The organism is Paenibacillus alginolyticus DSM 5050 = NBRC 15375 (assembly GCF_000422905.1).
GTDB lineage: Bacteria > Bacillota > Bacilli > Paenibacillales > NBRC-103111 > Paenibacillus_E > Paenibacillus_E alginolyticus.
In genome coordinates this window covers 107,249-130,293 of the sequence record NZ_AUGY01000001.1, presented here as the reverse complement: position 1 = coordinate 130,293, position 23,045 = coordinate 107,249, and the positions used below count along the sequence as shown (strand labels likewise).

At 44.3% G+C, this 23,045-nt stretch carries 26 protein-coding genes; all 26 read right to left on the bottom strand.

All coding sequences use genetic code 11. The annotated features are described in order from the left end of the window. Positions 1–47: 47 nt before the first annotated feature. On the bottom strand, positions 48–710 hold the full coding sequence (locus G519_RS0100740; RefSeq protein WP_244279970.1) for a DUF1405 domain-containing protein: 663 nt from the start codon (positions 708–710) through the stop codon (positions 48–50). Between the two features lie 69 nt (positions 711–779). Further along, positions 780–1,673, bottom strand: coding sequence for a menaquinol-cytochrome c reductase cytochrome b/c subunit (locus tag G519_RS0100735; RefSeq protein WP_029193038.1), 894 nt, complete (start codon positions 1,671–1,673; stop codon positions 780–782). A 19-nt stretch (positions 1,674–1,692) separates the two neighbouring features. Next, the gene (gene qcrB, locus G519_RS0100730; RefSeq protein WP_029193037.1) at positions 1,693–2,364 is read right to left on the bottom strand and encodes a menaquinol-cytochrome c reductase cytochrome b subunit; all 672 of its coding nucleotides are present in this window, start codon (positions 2,362–2,364) and stop codon (positions 1,693–1,695) included. A 17-nt stretch (positions 2,365–2,381) separates the two neighbouring features. Further along, positions 2,382–2,927, bottom strand: a complete 546-nt coding sequence (locus G519_RS0100725; RefSeq protein ID WP_029193036.1) for a QcrA and Rieske domain-containing protein — start codon at positions 2,925–2,927, stop codon at positions 2,382–2,384. 283 nt (positions 2,928–3,210) lie between these two features. Next, the gene (locus G519_RS0100720) at positions 3,211–3,642 is read right to left on the bottom strand and encodes a DUF2487 family protein (RefSeq protein ID WP_029193035.1); all 432 of its coding nucleotides are present in this window, start codon (positions 3,640–3,642) and stop codon (positions 3,211–3,213) included. Between the two features lie 70 nt (positions 3,643–3,712). Then, positions 3,713–4,744 carry an LCP family protein gene (locus G519_RS41225; RefSeq protein ID WP_051252980.1) on the bottom strand — a complete coding sequence of 344 codons (1,032 nt, stop codon included), beginning with the start codon at positions 4,742–4,744 and terminating at the stop codon, positions 3,713–3,715. 208 nt (positions 4,745–4,952) lie between these two features. Further along, a complete protein-coding gene (locus tag G519_RS0100710) occupies positions 4,953–5,141 on the bottom strand; it encodes an IDEAL domain-containing protein (protein ID WP_029193034.1) in 189 nt (62 codons plus the stop codon). 178 nt (positions 5,142–5,319) lie between these two features. Then, positions 5,320–6,474, bottom strand: coding sequence for a hypothetical protein (locus tag G519_RS0100705; RefSeq protein ID WP_029193033.1), 1,155 nt, complete (start codon positions 6,472–6,474; stop codon positions 5,320–5,322). Positions 6,475–6,609: 135 nt separating this feature from the next. Next, complete coding sequence (locus G519_RS0100700) at positions 6,610–7,191, bottom strand: histidine phosphatase family protein (RefSeq protein WP_029193032.1); 582 nt, start codon at positions 7,189–7,191, stop codon at positions 6,610–6,612. A 51-nt stretch (positions 7,192–7,242) separates the two neighbouring features. Continuing rightward, complete coding sequence (locus G519_RS0100695) at positions 7,243–7,872, bottom strand: anti-sigma factor family protein (protein ID WP_029193031.1); 630 nt, start codon at positions 7,870–7,872, stop codon at positions 7,243–7,245. A 6-nt stretch (positions 7,873–7,878) separates the two neighbouring features. Next, a complete protein-coding gene (locus G519_RS0100690; protein ID WP_029193030.1) occupies positions 7,879–8,460 on the bottom strand; it encodes an RNA polymerase sigma factor in 582 nt (193 codons plus the stop codon). A 424-nt stretch (positions 8,461–8,884) separates the two neighbouring features. Then, entirely contained in the window at positions 8,885–9,748 is an 864-nt protein-coding gene (locus G519_RS41220; RefSeq protein WP_036631721.1) for a polysaccharide deacetylase family protein, read from the bottom strand. A gap of 165 nt (positions 9,749–9,913) precedes the next feature. After that, positions 9,914–11,002 carry a prephenate dehydrogenase gene (locus G519_RS0100680; RefSeq protein WP_029193029.1) on the bottom strand — a complete coding sequence of 363 codons (1,089 nt, stop codon included), beginning with the start codon at positions 11,000–11,002 and terminating at the stop codon, positions 9,914–9,916. A 24-nt stretch (positions 11,003–11,026) separates the two neighbouring features. Continuing rightward, on the bottom strand, positions 11,027–12,127 hold the full coding sequence (gene hisC / locus G519_RS0100675) for a histidinol-phosphate transaminase (protein WP_029193028.1): 1,101 nt from the start codon (positions 12,125–12,127) through the stop codon (positions 11,027–11,029). A 17-nt stretch (positions 12,128–12,144) separates the two neighbouring features. Beyond that, entirely contained in the window at positions 12,145–12,960 is an 816-nt protein-coding gene (trpA, locus tag G519_RS0100670; protein WP_029193027.1) for a tryptophan synthase subunit alpha, read from the bottom strand. A 3-nt stretch (positions 12,961–12,963) separates the two neighbouring features. Next, complete coding sequence (trpB, locus tag G519_RS0100665) at positions 12,964–14,160, bottom strand: tryptophan synthase subunit beta (RefSeq protein WP_029193026.1); 1,197 nt, start codon at positions 14,158–14,160, stop codon at positions 12,964–12,966. Then, positions 14,157–14,855, bottom strand: coding sequence for a phosphoribosylanthranilate isomerase (locus G519_RS0100660; RefSeq protein ID WP_036631720.1), 699 nt, complete (start codon positions 14,853–14,855; stop codon positions 14,157–14,159). The genes trpB and G519_RS0100660 overlap by 4 nt, the downstream gene beginning before the upstream one ends. A 24-nt stretch (positions 14,856–14,879) precedes the next feature. After that, positions 14,880–15,677 (bottom strand): indole-3-glycerol phosphate synthase TrpC, encoded by a 798-nt coding sequence (gene trpC, locus G519_RS0100655; RefSeq protein WP_029193024.1) that lies wholly within the window; start codon positions 15,675–15,677, stop codon positions 14,880–14,882. Then, on the bottom strand, positions 15,667–16,707 hold the full coding sequence (trpD, locus tag G519_RS0100650; protein ID WP_029193023.1) for an anthranilate phosphoribosyltransferase: 1,041 nt from the start codon (positions 16,705–16,707) through the stop codon (positions 15,667–15,669). Before trpD ends, trpC begins: the two co-directional genes overlap by 11 nt. 27 nt (positions 16,708–16,734) lie before the next feature. Further along, positions 16,735–18,282, bottom strand: coding sequence for an anthranilate synthase component I (gene trpE, locus G519_RS0100645; RefSeq protein WP_029193022.1), 1,548 nt, complete (start codon positions 18,280–18,282; stop codon positions 16,735–16,737). Between the two features lie 289 nt (positions 18,283–18,571). Further along, positions 18,572–18,958, bottom strand: coding sequence for a chorismate mutase (gene aroH, locus G519_RS0100640; RefSeq protein ID WP_029193021.1), 387 nt, complete (start codon positions 18,956–18,958; stop codon positions 18,572–18,574). Between the two features lie 3 nt (positions 18,959–18,961). Next, positions 18,962–20,056, bottom strand: a complete 1,095-nt coding sequence (gene aroB / locus G519_RS0100635; RefSeq protein ID WP_029193020.1) for a 3-dehydroquinate synthase — start codon at positions 20,054–20,056, stop codon at positions 18,962–18,964. 1 nt (position 20,057) lies between these two features. Continuing rightward, positions 20,058–21,221 (bottom strand): chorismate synthase, encoded by a 1,164-nt coding sequence (gene aroC / locus G519_RS0100630; RefSeq protein ID WP_029193019.1) that lies wholly within the window; start codon positions 21,219–21,221, stop codon positions 20,058–20,060. 226 nt (positions 21,222–21,447) lie between these two features. Beyond that, the gene (locus tag G519_RS51215; RefSeq protein ID WP_164826741.1) at positions 21,448–21,612 is read right to left on the bottom strand and encodes a hypothetical protein; all 165 of its coding nucleotides are present in this window, start codon (positions 21,610–21,612) and stop codon (positions 21,448–21,450) included. Positions 21,613–21,686: 74 nt separating this feature from the next. Further along, complete coding sequence (locus tag G519_RS0100620) at positions 21,687–22,469, bottom strand: CheR family methyltransferase (protein ID WP_029193018.1); 783 nt, start codon at positions 22,467–22,469, stop codon at positions 21,687–21,689. 126 nt (positions 22,470–22,595) lie between these two features. Beyond that, the gene (gene ndk, locus G519_RS0100615) at positions 22,596–23,039 is read right to left on the bottom strand and encodes a nucleoside-diphosphate kinase (RefSeq protein ID WP_029193017.1); all 444 of its coding nucleotides are present in this window, start codon (positions 23,037–23,039) and stop codon (positions 22,596–22,598) included. Positions 23,040–23,045: the final 6 nt, after the last annotated feature.

The window sequence follows — 23,045 nt, the reverse complement described above, 5'->3', positions numbered from 1 at the left end:
CATCATCATATGGAGGTTTGTCCCAATTTAGACCAGCTGCTATGCGGTTATGTACTTCTTTTCTTGCGGGTAAGCAGGCATACAATAGCTATCAAAATGCCTGTCACACTTAACCCTACTGTGAACCACTCGATGTTATTTAAATAATTGTCCACAAGTACATCAGGTAATCTTGGAAAAACACCTCTTTCATAATCCATGAAATCGTTCCAAAATGTCCAAATGGCAACTAAGATAATAGCCGTTAGCCTGTACCGGTACCATCGAACAAATAGCAGCGCTTCCACAGCCATGGCCAAATGGGAAGCCGTCAACATCCAACCATCCCAGCCGACTGGAACTCCTTGCCAAGCACCAGCCCAAATCATAGTAACTGCCCAGATTCCATATTTAAAGGAAGTAATCAATGCGAATGCCTCAACAAACCCGCGAATAGCACGATAAAGCTTACTAGGTTGCTGTTCCAAAGAACGGTCCATCAGCAGAAAGCCGATTGAAAGAGTGAAAAACAAGCTAGCTGTTGGACTGTCTGGAACAAAATATACGTACCAAGCAGGGTAATTAGCAATCGTATCGACCATCTGTGCCCAGTACCACTCATAACCATAAATAGTTCCTAGAAGGTTTGAAATAAAAAACGCCCACAACATCTTTTTGCTAAGCAGAAAATCCTTACTCCAAAAATAGGAAACGGACAACCCTTGCTGCAAGTAAGCTCCTCCTCTTGTACGAACTTATCTAAAAAAACCTGACCGCTCTCGCGATCAGGTTTTCCTATTTTATTGGGCCTTTTGTTTGGATAGCCACTCCGCAAGCTTTGTGATATCGGCATCAGATAAGCCTTTATCAATGTTAGCTTGGTATTGTTTACCCATGTTACCCTTACCGTTTTTGATAATTCCAAGAATTTCATCTTGAGGATGCTTATCGCCAACACCAAGTAAGGCAGGTACACCTGAAGCAGGCATCCCTTTAAGTCCAGCACCGTGACAAGATAAGCAAGTTGCTTTCTTGTAAATCTCTGCACCAGGATCATCCGCTGCAACGATTGCTGCAGTTTTCTTCGTATCCTTCGCAGCGCCGCCGCCACCAGCAGCTGCACCTTTTTTAGCGTGCATCTCTTCCTCACGCTTAATGTGCTCTGGAACGATGTTTTTATCTTTCAATTCTACTTGGTAATGAGACCAAGATGTATACGTCAAATACGTACAAGCGATAAGAGATAAAATCATCAAGCTTGAAGCAATTGGTCTTCTGTAGAAACGACGCTCTTTACCTGTATCCAAGAAAGGAGCAAGCAGCAAGCCGCCGAACAGTAAACCAGGTACTACAACCGCACCAAGAACAACATAATCTCCTGATGTATATGGGTATTTCAATAATTGATACATGAATAAGAAATACCAATCCGGCATTGGAATGAACGCTGTGTTCTTAGGATCCGCAGGGTAGCCTAGCGGAGCTGGATCCGACATGACCAGTACAAGCATACCGACCAATACGACGACACCAACCATCCATTCTTTCAACAAGAAGTTTGGTATGAACGCTTCTGATTTCCCCGGATATGCAGAATAATCTTTAGGAATCAGTCGTTGCTCTTGTGTTTTTTTAATTACGCGGGAATCTCCCACATAAACGATTTTTTCGTCTGACTTATGACCATGCGCCACGCATTGACCCTCCTTTCAATTATAGCGGTCCGGAAATACCTTGTTTGCGAATCATGAAGAAATGTCCAGCAAGCAAAGCTAGCAGAACGCCCGGCAGGAAGAATACGTGGATGGCGAAGAAACGAGTCAATGTTTGAGCGCCAACAATGCTTCCACCTTGCAGCAATGTTTCAATATAAGGGCCCGCGAACGGTACCGCTGCTGCGATCTTCATACCTACTTGTGTAGCGAAATACGCTTTGTTATCCCATGGAAGCAGGTATCCGGTAAAACCAAGACCTAACATAACGAAGAAAATCAACATGCCTACAACCCAGTTCATTTCACGGGGTGCTTTATAAGAGCCTGTGAAGAACACGCGCAGGGTATGTAAAAACATCATGACAATTACTAAGCTGGCTCCCCAATGGTGCATACCTCTAACAATAACACCGAAAGCCACTTTATGTTGTAAATAGTCAACGCTGGCATACGCGTTGATAATATCAGGTGTGTAATACATAGTTAAGAACATACCTGACAAAATTTGAATGACTGTAATGAAAAACGTCAATCCGCCGAAGCAATATACGAAAGCGGAAAAATGATGAGCAGGGTTTACGTGCTCTGGAACCTCGTGGTCTGCTACATCCCTCCACATTGGCGTAATATCAAGACGTTCGTCAATCCAGTTGTATACGTTTTTAAACATCTGATGCTGACGCCTCCTTATACTCTTGTGTTAGCATGTAGTTGGCCCACATAAACGAAGCCATTCTCTACTTTGGTCGTGTACTCATCCAAAGGCTTTGGCGCTACAGCAAGGTTCTTACCATCTTGCGTATAGTGAGCACCGTGACAAGGACAGAAATACTGATCTTTGTAAGCAGGATTATCGTTCCAGTTAACTGTACATCCAAGATGCTTACAAGTTGGATTCAACGCAAAGAGCTTGCCGCTCTTGTCTTTGGAAATCCATGCAACCAGTTCAGCATCGCTTTCGTACCAGCCGTCAACCTGATGAATTTGGAACGTAAACGCTTGTGGAACATTTGTAATTTTACTTTCTTCGACAACTTTAACCCAATCCGAAGCACTTTTCTTTTGAAGGACAGGATCAATAGCAAACCGTATCATCGGTATAATAATACCGGCTCCCATGAATCCACCAGCGCCACCAAGGGTGTAAGAAAGAAATTGTCGACGAGACATTTCGCGTTTGGTCCCGGGCTTCTTCCCATGCTGTTCTTCTTTGTGATTGTTATGATCACTCATTCTCAGGTCTACCCTCCTACATTGGCCGAAGTCCGAACCCTCTCGGACATCAGTTACCTCTATCACGTGTCGTTCGACATTACACTACATAACTAGGACATTACTAATAATAGCCTACGTCTACTAGGTCGTCAAGAATCCATAACTCCTTTTCATCGGTTGAAATCTCGGCCATCGGACAAATTTTAACGAAATTGTCACAACTTTTTGGAAGCTAAAGAAATTAATTTCTCCCCTTATCCTGCACAACTTTTTTTCCATTAATACGCTTATCTGTTTAAAGTTAATCGTTCTGCTGCCATAGTTCTTGTACTTGTTTGGAAATGCTTGATTTGATTAGTTCCGATTGGCTCGTCCATTGCTCCATATCGACAACAATCAGCAAATCCGTCTGCTCATCTTTCCATAGAGCTGCTTCTGTATGTATGGTAAGACCGATGACATAACGGAACCCCATTCTTTTTAAATGAAGGGAGACGGCATTCAATTGTTCTCGCATATCCGTACCCGTTATGTAGTGAAGCGCTGGATAGGTTACTACTCTGCCCTTATACGGAATTTCAATCGTTTCCAGAGCATCTCGAAGCTGTTCTAAGGCGATTGTCACTTGTGCTGGATCTTCAAACCCAGTCAACCCCGTCATTGGAAGTAAACAAGTGTCCAAATACGGTTTCAATTCAGGCCAATCTTGTGCGGATATATCATTAAACTTCAACGAGTTGTCCTCCCCTATTGTTTGCCAAATGTACGTTTGCTATGTAATGTCATGATACACATCTTGTACTTTAATCCGTCCTTTTCTGCCTGTCAATCTGCTCGCCAGAGTGTTCACCGCGCAAAGCGTCGAATGCTTCCTCTAGATCTTGCTTCTTCACAACCAGATAGGGGCTCTCCCATTCACCTTTTAATTGGATATAGCGAACGGTTGATGGCTTCAAATCTCGGTAGGATTTTGTCAATGTACGAATCTCATCGGCTGGAATATCCGTTTTAATGGTGCTTCCAATGATATCAAGCACTCCTCCCCAAGCTGTCAAACCGTTCAATGTGGTTAACTTATCTAGTAACTGATTAAGTACTAGCTGTTCTCTTTGATTACGCTCTAAATCAGATGATTCTGCCGTGCCCAAATTGGATTTCCGATAACGAATAAAATCTAATACTTGCTTGCCATTCAACTGCTGTGTTCCTTTATTCAAATGAATATCCGTTCCGTCACTTTCGTCCTGATAGCGCATATCCATATCCACGTCAACGGTCATTCCACCTAATTGATCGATCATCTTCCGAAAGCCATCAAAATTAATAACGGCCATATAATCAATTGGAACTTGATAAACATCACTAAATAATCTTTTCGTTTCATATAGGGCTGTGTCTCTATTTTTATTGTAATAATACGCATAGAAATAATTAGCTTTGTGAGATCCGTCTAATCCCGACTTATCAGCTTCAATCTCCAGATCCCTAGGTATGGATACCACAGTTCCTTGATGCGTTTTCGGATCAATGCGGAAGAGCATCATGACATCTGTATTCAACGAGCCTTCATTACCTTCTCGTTCATCTATTGCCGTTAGGAGGAAAGTTAACGGCTTCTCTATGGGATTGGTTGCTTGTGTTACAGGCACCCTACTTTCGCCATTTAAGTTTGATGTTGTAGCGGCTTCAGGCGCAGCAATGTGATCCAACGTCTGATTCAACTTGTTATATAAAATAGCTGCATAAACAGATGCAGCTCCTAGAATTAGCCCTGTGATCATAAGAACGGGTAGCATGATCTTTCGAATTCGGTAATTTTTTATCATTTTTTTCATTCGTAGTCTCCTTATGTTTGGATGTAAGAGTAAGTTTCATAATTAAATAAGGGTTTGGAATTATGAAATTGACTCTATAATGCTCTTTAAATGGACGCGCGAGTCGTCGAATTAGTTCTTTTTTCACCCGATAAGCAGCAAAAAAGACACGTGAAATAGATTCACATGCCTTTCTTTTACGTGTTTATCGCTGCCACCACATAAATAATTAACCCAATGATTGTAACGTTTTAAGCTCAGATGTAAGAGCTAGGAACGTAGTTTGGTCTCCCTTGGCTAAAGCGCGGTCAATCTCTATATAGAGATTTTCTTCTTTATATTTGCGTATGGCATTATCCCAAACCATTTCCGCGAAAAGTGCCAGCAGCGCATCGTTAGATACATTCATTTTTCCCATGAGACCTACCTCCAAATGTTGTCCGCGGTTTGTCAGGAGCTTCTTTTTCGCAAAAACATGCAAGTCTGTTTCTTGGTGTATGCCAATCCCTTTTGTATGCCCCTACTCCATCATATTCACTCGGTACATTACCGCTTCATTCAATCGCCCGATTCACTAGGAATGTGTCTTTACCTATCTATTTGACATCTTCTTTGAACAGTCTGCTTTCTTTATCCAGAAAGAGGACGACTTTATCTTCTTCAGCAACAAAGGTTCCTTGAATGACTTTCGTACCAAGCTTGGTGACTTGAATTACAGCTCCATACTCCTGATCTTCCCCGATCCGAATCAAGCCCAAATGCATCATCATTTGTAGAATACGCTGTTCCACTATCGATTCAGAAGTATCATAATAGAAGGGTTTAACAAGCTTGCAAAGCACCTCAGCTAGAGATGCCATGGTCACCCATTGCCCGCCTAGACGATCAATCCAGGCTGCAATGGTCTGAACATTCGGAATCGGGTTTTTATAAAGGCGCAGCCAGAACTTATACACATCTGATAGGTTTTCTTTCCTGCCTTCTATCAGCCGCTCTTTTCCATCTTCTGTTAATCGAAGTGTTTGTGAGTGCTCACTAATCAGTTGCCTGTAAAAGCAATAATCATAGATGAAAGAAAAACGGTTCGGATACTCTTTAAACATGCGGCCATAGCCGAATCTCCATGTCCCTTTGGTTACCATCTCTTCTTGAACCGATAAACGATTGAGAATTTGTTGAAGCTGTCTTTTGTACATTGAACCTTCAGCAGTGAGCGATAGTTCCTGTTCTTGAGAGATGAACGTCAAGAAATGATAGATGTCATCAACGATAAGGAGTTGCTCATCACGATATACATTGGGTTCGCTAGTTGTTTTCAGGCTTTGTTTGAACTGACCTGTTAGAACATCACTGAATCTACGCTTCAGATCTTGCGGGACATGAAATAAAAACTTCGTTTGCTGGGAATAGCCGTTAAACAACCATCCAAGTTTCTTGAATTTAATGATCATATCCCGAGGATTCCAATCCTCTGAGTTCTCCTTCTGAAATCGTGATTGTTGAACTCTAGCGATAAGTTCTTCAATACTGAAAGCATTGCGAGGATCGAAAAGCAGTGAATTCAAGAAACGAATATCCTCTAAGGCTAGACCTTGAATATGCTTCTCGAAAATCTCTCTGCGCAGCGCCGTGCTCAAAATCGATTGAATCAATTCATTCTTCGAATGACCATTACACTCACACTCGTAGGTATGAGCAATTCGGCCTAATTCATGGATATCGGCATAACTGAGCATATCCGCTAGGTTCATTTCCATCCTACATCCCCCATTTAGCGAAGCTTTCAGCTCCGAGGTTTCTAGTAACCATTATGGGATTTTTCACCAAAAATATTCCAATCGAAATAAAAAACATGACTCTTTCAAAAAAGTCATGTTTTATAGTCATTATTCAGTTATAGATTGTAAGTGAGTTAAACAGTTATATAATTGAAGCTCCCAGCCTTCATCTTGACGCAGTAGAATGGTCAGTGATGTATTCTGTAGAAAGTCTTCACTATCCATGCGAAGCACTCTAAGAATCTGCACGATGAAACCACCATGCGAAATTAATAATATTTTCCCCTTCGGATAGGCCTGAATCAATTCTGCTTCAAGCTCTATCCATCGTTTCCATAGTTCATCATCCGACTCTTGACCTAGTTCCTGAAGCTTCCAATTAGGCCCCCAACGCTCTTCTCTTTCCGCAATGGTAGTTCCTTCGACCTGTCCATATTTACGCTCCCTTAGCCTCTTGTCCGTGCGTATTAAAGGTATTCCCGATAGATCCGAAACAATTTGCGCAGTTTCTCTTGCTCTCGTCAAATCACTGCTAATAATGCCATCCCAGGTTTCTTTAGCTAATCTTAGTCCAAGTAACCGAGCCTGTTGTCTGCCTTCTTCCGTCAAATCCGTATCTAGCTGCCCTTGAAGCTTACCAAGACGATTCCATTCTGTACTCCCATGACGTATGAATCCGATTGTTGTCATTTGCTTGCCCCTCCACATGTCCATAAAATAAAAAATGCTCCTATAGGAGCATTATGCTTTTGTTCGTGACAACCAATTCATAATAATAATTGTTGCAATTAGACCTAGTATCGAAACAACCAGTAAATAATGTGGATAAGAGTGAATAGGTCCAACGTGGAAGCGTAAAGGTTCCATGAAACTAGGATTCAGACTCGCTACCGCGTCTCCCATCTTATGGCCATTCATCGATTCCGTACCGCTGCTCTTCAAGGCTTGCGGCGCTTGGAGATCAAACAAAGAATTATCCGCCGTTGCTATTGAAGATTGTGGCGTTCCATCATACACAATTGCAAATAAGAAGCTGAAAACGAATAAGGCTAAACAAAAAGAAATAACTGCGGTAAGATTCCGTCTAAGCGTGTAAGAGATGGCATACATACGTTCAGAAACTGGAATTCGCCATGACTCATTTCCGTATATCCGATTCATAACCTTACCCGAAACCATTGGCTCATAATCAGGCAGCTCACTCTCGATCGCTGCAGTACGAATGAGTATCGTACTTTCTTCCCATATTTGAAATTCTTCTGCACATTCGGCACAAGTTAAAATATGCTCATCTACCGCGGCACGACGCAGGTCATCATTCGGCAAATCCCAATATACTCCAAATAATTCCTGGATCTCACTACATTTCATGCTCTTTCATCCCTTCGATTCTTCGAATATCGGTTCACTGAAATAAGGATCCAGTTGTAATTTAACGGATGCCCTTGCTCTAAACAAGAGTGACTTCACTGAGCTCACTGTTTGACCTAAAATGTTCGCGATTTCCTGATAATCCATCTGATCGTATTCTCTAAGGATCAAGGCCGATCGTTGTTTCTCTGGTAAACTATTAATAGCTTCGCGAACCATAGTCACTTTCTCATTACGCAGCATAGCTTGCTCTGGCATGGCATCAAAGGATGCATGTGGCGTCAGACCACTTTGTTCCAGCGATACTTGTACGCTTTTATTTTTGCGCAGCTCACTCAGAACCGTATTTCGGGCAATGGTGTACAACCAGGTTGAAAAGGATGCCTCGATTTCTCGGAATGAATGCAAACTGCGATACGCTTTATAAAAAGTTTCGTTACACAGATCTTCAGCGATGGCTTCCATCTGCGTATTCTTTAACATATGAAAAATAAATGCAAGGATTTTACGCTCGTAACGACGCATAAGTTCATTGTAAATCTGAACATTTCCATCCTTGATTTCTCTGATCAATTGGGAATCGGTCATTACGTGGCGGCCCTCCTATCGATCCCGGGTACCACTCCAACTGCTCATACATGTTGTACTGCAGCTGGAGTGAAAAGTTGCGGTTATTTGTAAAAGAATTATGAATTTATGTACGAATAAAATATGAGCCTATAAAACCTTCTTGATTCATCACGAAATTCCTGCTAGTTTCGACAAATTGTTCGATAAAGTTCAATTTGCAGTGTGTCAGATGCACACAACAAACTGTCCTTCCCATTATATAATAAAATCAGAAAAATATGGTACATAAACACAAAAAAAAACCGCCGAATCGGCGGTTGCACTTATGGTGCGATTATCGGATAGGAGTGGAGAGAAACCATACTGTACTTTTATTATATGTATACGGTTTCATTCTGTCAATACTTATTTTGAAAACGTTTACCAACTCATTTTATTAAGATTAAATGGGTTGTATTTGATGCCTCTTGGCTTGTTTAATCAAATTGTTTATGGAATGTGGACGAATGAAAGGACTGCCTGCATTGATACGTGGGATTTGCATAGGATCCGTATCCTTCATAGTTATACCTGATTTAGTTGTAAAGGCAAACTTAACTCCTGCTTCCTGAAGATATGTAATCGTATGATCATCATAGCTTCCGAAAGGATACGCATAGGAATCGACGGATTTTGAGCCATTCACTTCAATGAGTTTAGCAAGGCCTGTACGGGTATCGTTCAGGATTCTTTGTTTGAATTCATCGTCTGTTTCTGTTATACCGTTTTGTGTTAGTTTGTTGGTTAACAGAGGCTTGCCATTGTTCATCGCATGCAGAGCATCCGAATGACATTGAAAATCAATACCAGCAAATTCTTTTCTCATCTTCTTAATCTCTTCTCTAGACAAAGAAGGTAACAGTGTTCCACCCGGGTTGTCCATATCTTTGGTAATAACGAAATTCACAGCAGGTATTTTCATCTTTTTGAGTATCGGGAAAGCATTGGTATAGAAGCTTTTGTAGCCATCATCAAACGTTACAAGTACCGCATTGTCGGGAATTGCCGTCCCCTCTGACTTAAAGCTTTTAAACTCATCCATGCTAATGAAATGGTAGCCTTTCCGCTGCATAGCTTCCAACTGCTTTTCGAACAGCGTTGTCGAAATCGTCACGGAGCCCTGTACTTGATCATCGATATGGTGATAAACCAGAACAACAACTTCATTTGAATAAACAACATCGTTGGCTCGAACTAAAGATGGTAAGAAATTCATGAAAGCGATTAACAAAATAAGCATACTTTTCCATAACAATTGAATTTTCATCACGTTCGCCCCACAAGTAATATATATATGAATAGATTGTCATTATATCACGAAGCTTTTTCTTTGAGAATCTATTAATAAAAATAAAATAAGCTGCTCCCTTCCTCTTTTCGAATTGTGCAAAAAAGGAAAGAAAACAGCTTATTTATGATAAAACGATGAGCGTTATACATGCACAGCGTAAGGACCACTGAGCAGCCCAGATGCCCGATCGGCGTCTTCCTGATTTCGAAATGAAAGTCTGAGTACACCGGGAACATCTTCACGGCTTTCAATAATTTGAATGTTGCTTAAATTTATTTTAGCGTTACCAAGTAAGGTGGTAATTTGGCCGATGATGCCAGGATGATCTGGAATATCTACATAAATATCGAATAAGGACGTGATCATCCCTTTTCTGCGTTCAGGCAATTGACTCCGGAACTCACCTGCAGAACGGAATTGTTCAGCGATCCCTTCGCCGTCACTTTGTTCCAGCAGCTTAATAAAGCGAGACATTTCTAGATTCCAATCCTTGAGCAGTTTAAGCAAGACGTCTTTATTGTTAACAAGAATATCGCGCCAAATCATCGGTTCACTGGAAGCGATACGCGTGATATCCCTGAAGCCGCCTGCAGCCAAATTTTGATACAACGGATTCGTTTCGTTATAGCCTCTTACTTGATTTACCAAGGCAACCGCAATAATATGCGGTAAATGGCTGATTGCACCTACGATGTCATCGTGTTCGCGGGCACCTACTTGAACAATTTGCGCCTTGGTCTTCCTCAGCAGCTCCGTCAGACGATCAACCTCAGCTTGCGGTGTACCCTCTGCCGGTGTCAGGACATAGAACGCATTTTCGAACAGGTGCGAGGAAGCTGCCTCCACCCCATGACGTTCGGAGCCTGCCATGGGGTGACCGCCGATAAAATAGACGTTTTCCTTGACAAAGGATGCTGCACTCTCCGTGATTGAAGCTTTAGTACTACCGACATCTGTAATGATACAACCATCTTTCAGAGGGAGCTGCACGAGCTGTTGGACATATTCCTCTAACATACCTACTGGCACGCAAAGAAAAATGTAGTCCGCTCCTTCTACCGCTTCAGCCATACTCGTTGTAGCCGTATCAACAACATTCCGTTTCAGAAGTTTTTCAACTGATTTCGGATTCGGTGAGTGACCGACGACTGTAAATCCTGGTTTTCCTTTATAGCATAGGGCGAGTGATCCACCGATCAGCCCTACACCGAATATCGCAATTTTCGTCAATGAAATCAACCTTTATGATTTAAATTAGGCCTGAACTGCAACCTCAGCTAGCACTTTCGTTAAAGCCGCAATGATTTTCTCATTCTGCTCGCGCGAACCGATTGTAACGCGAAGCGACGTTGGAAAGCCCAACATGTGACCTCCGCGAATGATGATACCTCTGCGCAGCAAACCATTAAATACATCCGCAGCTGGCTTGCCAACATTCACCATGATGAAGTTACCATGTGCCGGAAATGCTTGAAGACCCATCTTGTTGAACTCTTCTGTTAAGTATTGTAAGCCAGCCGTGTTTGCTTCTCGGCAACTTTGGATAAAATCTTGATCTTTAATTGCGGCAAGCGCAGCGGCTTGAGCAAATCTGGTCGTGTTAAAAGGTTCCCGCACTTGATTAATGGATCGAATAACATCTGGATGTCCGATCCCGTAACCAATTCGCAGAGAAGCCAACCCATAAATTTTCGAGAAAGTACGCAGCGCTATGACATTGCGGTATTGACCAATTAATTCTATGCTGTCCGGGAATTCCCCTGTCGTGTTGTACTCACAGTAAGCTTCGTCTAGAACGACGATAACATGATCTGGAACTTTGGCCAAAAACGCCTTAATCTCCGCATCGGTATTCATCGTCCCTGTCGGATTGTTCGGGTTACAAATCCAAACGATTTTCGTACGTTCCGTAATGGCAGCAAGCATGCCATCCAAATCATGTGTTCCTTCTTTCAAAGGAACCTCAATGGACACAGCCCCTTCGATTTCACAGTTATGCTTGTACTGAGGGAACGTGTGTGAAGCCATAACGGATTCGTCACCTTGAACAAGGAAAGCCCGCGCCAGCATCAGAATAACTTCATCAGAGCCTGCGCCAAAAATAAGCTGATTCGTTGCCACGCCAAGGGATTCAGCAACCGCTTCTGTCAATTGAACAGCTCCCCCATCAGGATACAAGCTGATGTTGGATAATTCCGCTTCTATCGCTGCTTTTACTTTGGGCGAGGAGCCGAAAGGGTTTTCGTTCGATGCCAGCTTAATCACTTCTGTCAAACCTAGCTCACGTTTCACTTCTTCAATAGGCTTACCTGGTTGATAGACAGGTAAATGTACAATCGTTTGTTTCGGTTTCATGATAGTCACCTCGTCAATTAGTTATCCGAACGTTTTAATTGTCCCACAAAGTTACGAATTTGCAAGAGTCCTTCCGGATGTGCAGCATCAGCCTCAAGATGAGGCAGTACGTTCTCAATCGTTCGTACAATCGCACTGCCTACTACGACACCGTCACAAAGACTCTCAAAGCGCTTAACTTGCTCACGATTCGAAATACCAAAGCCGACGACAATCGGAACACTGGCTGCTTCCCGTACGGTTGCAAGGAATTCCTCAATGCCTCCGAAGAATTCGGCGCGCTCGCCTGTTACACCTAATGAAGACACACAGTAGACGAATCCGCGAGCTCCAGCTGCAATTCGCTTAACGCGCTCATTGGATGTTGGCGCAACCAGCGGGATAAGATGAATCCCATTTGCTTCAGCAATCGCTCTTGTCTCACTGTCTTCCTCCAACGGAAGATCAGGAATAATGATGCCGCTGATTTCATTCTCCTGCATCGCTTTGAAAATACGATCCAGTCCAATCTGTAACACTGGATTATAATACGTAAAAAGAATAAAAGGCAGCTTAGAACCTCTGCTTCTTGCCTGAAGAGCGACGTCCATGACATCAAAAATGGAAATTTTGCGCTGTAAAGCACGTTCAGAGGAACGTTGAATCACAGGACCGTCAGCTAAAGGATCGGAATAAGGTACACCTAACTCGATCAAGTCGGCACCTGCACGTTCCATTTCAAGAATAAGCTCAAGGGATGCTTCTAGGGAAGGATCACCGATGGTCAAGAAAGGAATCATCGCTGTTTCTCCGCGCTCTTTGAGCTCGGCAAATCGACTATCAATACGATTCATCGCTTATTCCCTCCCCGTGTCGAGATAGCTCATGATGGACTCAACATCTTTATCGCCGCGTCCGGAAAGATTTACGATAATAATTTCATCCTTGGACATGGTAGGAGCTATTTTAACCGTTTGAGCAATGGCATGTGCACTCTCTAAGGCTGGAATGATTCCTTCCGTGCGACTAAGCAGTTGAAGCGCGTCTAGTGCTTCCTGATCCGTGATTGGATAATACGTTGCTCGCTCGATGTCTTTGAGGTAGGAATGCTCCGGTCCAATCCCAGGATAATCCAAGCCTGCTGAGATGGAATGTGCCGGCAGAACTTGACCATACTCATCCTGCAGCAAATAGCTAAGAGAACCTTGGAAAACACCTGGAGTTCCCTTGGTCATTGTTGCAGCATGTTCTTCGGTATGAATACCGTGGCCAGCCGCTTCCACGCCAATCAGTTTCACTGATTCGTCTTGGACGAACGGGTAGAAAATACCCATGGCGTTACTGCCTCCGCCTACGCAAGCAATGACAGCATCAGGCAATCGGCCTTCGGTTTCAAGGATTTGCTCACGTGACTCATCGCCAATGACACGTTGGAAATCACGTACCATCATGGGATAAGGATGCGGTCCTGTAACGGACCCTAGGATATAATAAGTATCCTGAACGTTGCTAACCCAGTAACGAAGCGTTTCATTACAAGCATCTTTCAGCGTACGTGTGCCAGACGTAACAGGTATGACATCAGAGCCAAGCAATTTCATCCGGAAAACATTTAACTGCTGACGCTTCGTGTCTTCCTCGCCCATGAATACTTTACACTCAAATCCCATTAGAGCAGCAACCGTTGCTGATGCAACACCGTGCTGCCCAGCTCCAGTTTCCGCAATAATCTTCTTCTTACCCATTCGTTTAGCGAGAACCGCTTGCCCGATGGTGTTATTAATTTTGTGAGCACCTGTATGATTCAAATCCTCACGCTTCAAATAAATTTTGGCTCCGCCCAAAAGCTCAGAAAGTCGCTCTGCATAATAAAGCGGTGTTGGCCGGCCAGAATATTGTTTTTGTAGGTAGCGCACCTCGGCAATAAATTCAGGATCATTTTTATATTGTTCATAAGCTTCTTCAAGCTCAATCAGAGCATTCATCAACGTCTCGGGAACATAACGGCCGCCGAACTTGCCGAATCTGCCGTGCTGGTCAGGTACTTGCGTCACTTTCGAGTCACCCTTTCCACAAATGCTGTAATTTTGGCTATATCTTTTACGCCATCGGTCTCAACGCCGCTGGAAACATCTACGCCATCGGGGTAATAGGCTGTTACTAGTTGATCAACATTATCAGGTTGTAGTCCGCCTGCTACAAGCAGCGCTACTCCTGCTGAACGCGCCCACTCCTGATAAACAGGAATGCAGTCCCAAGCAAAGGTTTTGCCTGATCCTCCCCCATATACAGGGTCGAACGTATCCAATAAAACAGCATCGACAGTCCCAATATAAGGGTCCAGCTGCGCGGCTACATCCTCTAAATCAGGGACTTTATTTTCTGTTTTGGAAATCGAAACGGACTTGAATACTTGCACCTGTAAATGTTCTCGAACCCATCGGCAAAAGTCAGGTGTTTCCTGACTATGTAACTGGACGACATCAAGTGGAGCCACCTCCAGAATGTCCGTTAAATCCTCCTTGCTCGGATTCACGAATACCCCTACAGTTAGTGGGACAAACACACCATTTGCCTCTTCTGATTTCAAAAAAGAAATCAGTTCTGCAGCCTTCTCTGCCGTGACTTGCCGCTTGCTCGGTGCGAAAACTAAACCGATATGATCTATCGGCAAATGCACGATTGATTTTAACACTTCAACGCTTTGAAGTCCACAAATTTTTACCGTTGGAACCGTCCCCACAGCCATCAAATTCGCCTCTTTCTCCTTCAACTACTTCGCCTTTTGAACCCTCGTACCCATCAGATCATGAACGGCCTGCTCAACAATAGGTTGTCGCATGAAGTGCTCACCGATTAAAACGGCTTGAGCACCCACTTGCTGTAAATAAGTCATATCTTTGACCGTAGAAATGCCACTTTCACTGACGACAGTTTTCCCTGAGGGAATGAATTGAATCAGTTCCTCCGTTGTGCCTAAGTCGGTAACAAATGTTTTCAAATTCCGATTGTTGATACCTATCAATTGTGTATTCAGTTCCAGTGCACGTTCAAGCTCTTCACGATCATGGACCTCAACGAGTGCATCTAGACCAAGATCACTTGCTAGCTTCAGATACTGCTTCATTTGATCTGTCGTTAAAATGGCTGCAATCAGCAGGATAGCATCAGCGCCAATCAAACGCGCTTCATAAATTTGCTTCGGATCAATGGTGAAATCCTTACGAAGCAATGGCACATTCACAGCCTTACGAACAGCTTTCAGGTACTCATTACTGCCTTGGAAGTAGTCCACATCCGTGAGAACGGAGATACAATCTGCGCCAGCCCTTTCATAGGCTTCCGCTAGAAGAACCGGTTCAAAATCATCGCGAATCAATCCTTTGGACGGGGAGGCCTTCTTCACCTCTGCAATTAAACCCATTGCACGGTTTTTCCGTGTAGTTAACGCTTGTTCAAAGCCTAAACAAGGAGGCATGTCCGAGATTAACCTCTCAGCATCCTTGATTGAAAAGCTGCTCATCGCTTCAACCTCTACCCGCTTAGTGGCAACAATTTTATCAAGAAACATGGCAAAGTTCTCCTGTATATTGGATTAATTCATTCAATTTTTGTTCCGCACGACCGGAATCAATGACGTCGGCCGCTAATTTCACACCCTGTTGAAGGGTTCCGACTTGGCCAGTCACATAGAAGCAGGCTGCAGCATTTGCAAGTACGATATCGCGGTAAGGTCCCTTCTCGCCAGCAAAAATATGACGAATGATTTCAGCGTTTAATATCGCATCTCCACCCGCTACGTCTTTGATACTATGTGAGCGTAAGCCAAGTTCATCCGGAGTAATGAGATAAGTACGAATGGTGTCAGCTTTCAGTTCCGTTACTTTCGTAGGTGCTGATATGCTGAACTCATCCAAGCCATCCTCGCTTGCTACGACCAAAGCTCGTTTCAGTCCAAGGGCTTGCAGCGCTTGCGCAATTAGCTCAGTCTTCGTGCTGTCGAATACACCAAGCACTTGACGGTCAGCGCCCGCTGGATTGGTTAAAGGCCCCAGCAAGTTGAATACGGTTCTGAAGCCTAGCTCACGCCGAGGTGCCGCTACATGCTTCATGGATTGATGGTACGCCTGGGCAAACATGAAGCAGATGCCTGTTCTGTCTAAGCATTTAGCCGCTTGCTCTCCGCTTAACGTAATCTTCACACCAAGAGCTTCTAGGACGTCTGCGCTTCCGCTTTTGCTCGACATCGCCCGATTGCCATGTTTCGCTACGCGAATCCCCCCAGCAGATGCAACGATCGCTGCCGTTGTGGAGATATTGAACGTCTCTGCGCCATCTCCGCCAGTCCCGCATGTATCCAGCAGATCATTCTGGCGTACATTGACCTGAACCGCTTTGCTCCGCATCGCTTCAGCGAAGCCCGTAATCTCCTCCAGCGTCTCTCCTTTGATTCGAAGTGCGGTAAGCAGACTGCCGATTTGAGCCTGAGTCGCAGCACCATCCATGATTTCTGACATGACGCCGCGCGCTTCCTCACGCGACAAATGACTACCGCTAACGACTTTCCCGAGCGCTTGCTGTATATGAATAAGTCCACTCATGACTAGAGTCTCCTCTCCTTCTCTCCCTTAAGAGTTAACAAAATAATCTTTGTTTATATCGCTAACTGGTCTAGGCTCAGGGCTGAACATGGCCTCTGCCATCCGAATTGATTTGAGCAAAGCTGTCGCTTTATTAACCGTCTCTTGGTATTCACTTTCAGGAACTGAATCCCATACAATACCGGCTCCGGCTTGCACGTAGGCTTTGCCTTTTTTGAAAATAATCGTACGGATCGTAATGCAAGTGTCCAAATTCCCCGAAAATCCTAAGTAACCAATCGCTCCGGCATAAGCACCGCGAGATTCTGGCTCCAGCTCAGCAATAATCTCCATCGCTCTCAGCTTCGGCGCTCCAGACACCGTCCCTGCAGGCATACAGGAAAGAAAAGCATCGAAGAAATCTTTGTCTTTTGCAATTTTACCAGAAACGTTTGAAACGATATGCATGACGTGTGAATACCGTTCAATGTCCATGAAAGTATCGCACTTCACAGTTCCGAATTCCGATACACGCCCGATGTCATTGCGACCTAAGTCCACCAACATCAAGTGTTCAGCGCGTTCTTTCTCATCTGCGAGCAATTCTTTTTCCAGGGCAAGGTCTTCTTCTGGTGTCTTTCCTCTAGGTCTTGTACCCGCAATTGGGCGCGTCTCTACTTTCTCTTCTTCAACGCGAACCAACAGCTCCGGCGATGTGCCAACGACGACTTCATCATCCATTTTGAGCACGTACATATAGGGCGAAGGATTCATCGTACGCAGTACTCGATACACTTGCAATGGTGAAACATTCGTTTCCATTTCAAAACGCTGCGACAACACGACTTGGAAAATATCACCGGCTCTGATGTATTCCTTCGCTTTATTCACGTTGGCGATATACTTTTCTTTCGTTATGTTGGATCGAATTTCGCCGAGATCCGGTTCAGACACAATCGGATTGTGAGTCATCGTATCGGACCCAAGCGGACGCTTAATCTTCTCGATGGTGGCATCGATTTTCTCACAAGTCGCATGATACGCTTTTACAATCTCAGCATCCGTAGCAAAAGGTTGAACATGCACATTGGCAATCACTTTGATCTGCTGTTTGAAATGATCGAACACAATGACTTGATCGCAGAACATGAATTGAATATCATTCATTTGTAAATCATCAATTTGATGAGCAGGGAGATTTTCGTAGTACTGAAGCAAATCGTATCCGAAAAATCCGACAGCACCGCCTGTAAAACGCGGCAAGTCCGCAAGCTGAGGACTGGAGTAGGATCTTAGATAGGCTTTCAACACATCGATTGGTTTCTCGTCTAAAACCTTATTCTCGGTTTGTGTTTCAACCATGGTCTTCCCATGCTTCGCCTTAATCATCAAGAAGGGATCGCTGCCGATAAAGGAATATCGAGCCCATTTCACTCCGCCCTCAACACTTTCTAAGAGGAAGGCACGCGGTTCTTGGTAAAGATGTTGAAATACACGTATCGGGGTTTCAGTATCTGCTAACAAATGACGTACGACAGGAATGAGATTATAATTTTTGGCCAAACGAATAACTTCTTGAATTTCAGGTGTATACATGGAAACATCCCCTCTCAGCTTGTGCGACTCGTCGATCTCAGTGGTGCAGAAAGCTCTATTCGAATGACAAAAAAACCTCTACCGAAGTAGAGGTTGACTTTAGTTAAAGTAGAAGTTCAATGGAATATGAAAAAAGAAGCCATGGCTATGTATGAACAAACAGACGCCCTCGAATAGAGTCGCTCTTATCTTCACACAAACCTATGTTACCTTTTCTCATCTCAACTGGGCTAAGCTCTACTCGACTAAATGCTTCTCTACTTACCTAAACTCATCTACTCACACTATACTACCGTGTTGCTTCATTTGTCAATTTAACAATATCAGGTCGTAGCGCCTTAGCTTCCTTCAAGTAAATATGGTTGATCTCAGCTTGGCTTTTGGTTGTGTTAACCTGCACCATAAAACGGATACATTTGGGCAATGCGTTCTCAACCGGTACTTCCAGTGAACACATTAATGGGACTAATTCCCAACCTACCATCGTGCGGATCGCACGGGCAGGGAATGTTGCCGTAATATCTTCTGTTACTGTAATGAAAACGGAACAAATATCTTCAGGTCGAAAATCATTCGCATCTACAATTGCTGCAAGCAGTTCACTGGTAGCGGTTAAAATCTCCTGAGCCTCATTGTGTTCAACCGTCGTCGCTCCACGAATTCCCCTTAAGAACATCGGCTAACTCTCCCCTTTTAAAAGCTCAACAATTTGTCTGACTTGTTCTACCGTGACATCCTTACGGATTTCTACTTTGCCGATCTCCGTTGGGATGATGTAGACCATTGTGCCTTCTTTGAATTTCTTATCATGCATCATCGCGCTCATGATGCTATCCGTATCCAAATGAGACGGAATGCTGACGGGCAATCCAAATTTCTCGAAAATCGCCTTCGTCACCATGTGGATGTCCTCGGAATAACCGAACTGCTGAGCTAATTTTGCAGCCCCCACCATACCGATTGCTATCGCTTCACCATGCAGCAGCTCGCCATAACCAGCGACTGCTTCCAAGGCGTGACCAATCGTATGACCGAGATTCAAAATGGCACGCAAATCATTCTCACGCTCATCTTGAGAAACAACGATAGACTTGACTTTACAACCTATGTAAAGCGCATAACTGAGCGCTTCCGGATCTAAGGCAAGCAGCTTCTCCGCATTGTTGTCGCACCACTGCGTGAATGCAGCATCCCAGATCAAGCCATGCTTGATTACTTCCGAGAGGCCCGCTTTCACCTCGCGGGGCGGCAATGTTAGCAGCAAGTCGATGTCGAAGAGAACGAGCTCGGGCTGGTGGAACGCCCCGATGATGTTCTTCGCCATCGGATGGTTAACCGCGACCTTGCCGCCGACGGAACTGTCGTGGGCAAGGATCGTTGTCGGGATCTGCGCGAAGCGGATCCCGCGCATGAAGCTCGCCGCAGCGAAGCCGGCGAGATCGCCGACCACGCCTCCTCCAAGGGCGACGATCGCAGAACTGCGATCGAGGCCCGCTTGGAGGGCGGCGGTGACAATTCCCTCGAGCTGCGCGAGGGATTTGGTGGTTTCGCCTGCGGGCACGACGCAGGCCGTGGCGGCGAAGCCGCCCTCACGGAGCAGCGTCATGACGCGCTCCAGGTGCAGCGCAGCCACCGATTCATCGGTGACAACGAGTAGCGGCGACTTGCGGCTAAGCTTCGCCCGGTCAAACAGAGCCGTGATATCGTTAAGAATGCCTTGGCCGATATAAATAGGATAAGACCGTTCTCCAAGATCTACGGTGAGCTCTCTCATATTAGTAGCTCTCCACTTGGGCTAAGAAATTGCTTAAGTTCGCACGAATTTCCTCGAGGGAGTCTCCTCCAAATTTGTCCAAGAAAGCATTTGCTACTTCCCAAGCAATTACATTCTCCATAATTACTCCTGCAGCTGGGACCGCACAAGTGTCCGAACGCTCCACTTGAGCTGTGAATACTTCCTTCGTATCAATATCTACGCTTTGCAGCGGTTTATAAAGAGTCGAGATGGGTTTCATGACACCGCGCACGATGATTTGCTCACCCGTTGTCATACCGCCCTCGAAGCCGCCTGCGCGATTCGTTCTGCGACTAAAGCCATCCTCTTTTGTGTATAAAATTTCGTCATGAACATTGGAGCCTCTACGCTCTGCAGCTTCGAAGCCGATTCCGAATTCAACACCTTTGAAGGCTTGAATAGAAAGAACCGCTTGCGCGATTTTACCATCCAGCTTACGATCCCATTGCACATGGCTGCCAAGTCCTACAGGAACGCCTTCAATGATAACTTCAACGATCCCGCCGAGTGTATCTCCATCTTCCTTGGCTGCGTCGATTGCGGCGATCATTTTGGCTTCAGCCTCTTTATCAACTACGCGTACCGGAGATTCTTCTGTAATGCGAATAAGTTCATCGACTGGAAGCTCTTGACGCTCTACTTCTACATCACCGATACGGATAACTTGGCCTGCTACTTTAATGCCGAACTCAGCCAACAATTGGCGTGCTACAGCGCCAGTTGCTACACGCATCGTTGTTTCACGCGCGCTTGAACGCTCAAGAATGTTGCGCAAATCTTTTTGATTATATTTGAGGCCGCCGTTTAAATCCGCATGTCCTGGACGAGGACGGTTTACACGACGCTTGCCTTCATTATCCTCTTCTACCGGCTCAATTCCCATTACCGTTGTCCAATGCTTCCAGTCGTTATTAACTACAACAAGCGCGATTGGAGCTCCTGTGGTTTTGCCATGGCGTACTCCGCCTGCAATGGTTGCTGTATCTTTCTCAATCTGCATCCGACGACCGCGGCCATAGCCTTTTTGACGTCTATGTAATTGGAAGTTCAAATCCTCAAAGTTTAGAGTTACATTGCTTGGAAACCCTTCAATAATCGCAGTCAGCTGCGGGCCGTGCGTTTCACCTGCTGTTAAATATCTCACAATCTATTACCCCCTATGAGTTTTGCGAAGCATCACAAGCTTCGTAAGCATACACTTTTGAGTTGTTGCTTTCATTAAACACTTTAGCGCTTTGACGCGCGATTATCTTTTGTCATTATAGTATAGGTACTCGGGTTTGGCAACAGCACAAACGCAAAAACACGCTTCGCACGTAAGGGAGAATCCCCTTAGCGAGAGCGTGTCTACATCTAGTCATGAGCAAAGATTACCCGTGCATAGGCTGCTTTTGGACGACTCTTGGGAGTTCGGAGAGCTGTGGATCATTCATGAGACCCACGATCTGTGACGAGTCCACACCCAAAATCTGCGCACATTCCTGAATGGAGATCATTCCCCTGCGATAAGCAGTAATCACTTTGCGTTTGTCCATAATTGCCTCCTAAGAGATATTGCCTTAGCAATAACTTGCATCGTACATCTTAGTATTGGAATTTATGGAAGAACTTATACACCCTTTTTGCGATAAAAGAAAGTGTCTGCGGGTTCAAGATCATATTGCCCTGGAGAGAATATTTGCTCTGTAGACCCAACGAACAATAAACCGCCAGGTTTCAGCGCTTTTGAAAATTTCTGATACAGGACATGCTTTGCTTCTTCCGTGAAATAAATGATGACATTACGGCAAACGATGAGATCATATCCCGTATCAAATGTATCGACAAGCAGGTTTTGCTTTTGAAATTTAATAGATTTTTTAAGATCGTCCGTAATATGATACATCATTTGTTCTTGTCGGAAATATTTCTTTGCATACTTCTCAGGCACATCTCGCAATGAACGATCGAGGTAGATCGCTTTGCGTGCTTTTTCCAAGGCGCCATCATCAATATCCGTCGCATGTAGATGGACCTCATTAAGCGCCCCCTGTTCTGCCAGTATCATCGCTAGCGTATAAGGCTCTTCCCCTGTTGAACAAGCCGCACTCCATACCTTCAAGCGTCTGTTCTTCTTCAACATCTCGGGTATAAATTTCTGCTCAACGAGCTCCCAACGATTCGGATTCCGCCAGAACTCAGAAACATTAATCGTCATACGATCCAGAAATTCATAGAATAGTTCTTTATCCTTCATCATCGCATCAAAAAAAGCGACAAACGTATTATAACCACGCTTCATCCGTAGAGTTGTTAAACGTCTTTTCATTTGCGCTTCTTTATAAAGAGCAAGATCAATGGACGTGTGTTCTTTTACTTTTTTAATAAATAACAAAAAATCTTGATCTTCCATGCTGTCCACCCACCTTGGTCAATTTCTGTTAACATACATTCTGTAAGCAAATGCCAATATCCTTTATAATACGACAAAAAAAAGAACCCGCATCCGTTATGATGTCAGGTTCCTTGATTGGTCGAACTAGATCCATTGTTGAATGACTTTACTGTATTCAAAAAGCTCGTCCGATTTAAAGAAATTGCTAATTTCGCGCTCAGCGCTCTCAGGTGAATCCGAACCATGAATGAGATTTAAATGCGTATGTACAGCATAATCACCACGTATAGTTCCCGGAGCAGCTTCAAGAGAATTCGTTTTCCCAATCATCGTGCGGGATAAAGCAATGACTTGTTCACCTTGCCACACCATCGCGAATACAGGTCCTGACGTAATAAATGTCACAAGTCTTTCGAAAAAATCTTTACCTTTATGCTCCGCATAGTGAAGTTCGGCTTGCTCTCTCGAAATAACCGTTAGCTTGCTGCCGATTAATTGAAAGCCCTTCTGTTCAAAGCGTTTTACAATTTCGCCTACAAGGCCGCGCTGTACGCCATCCGGTTTAACCATCAAGAATGTTTTTTCCATGTAAGG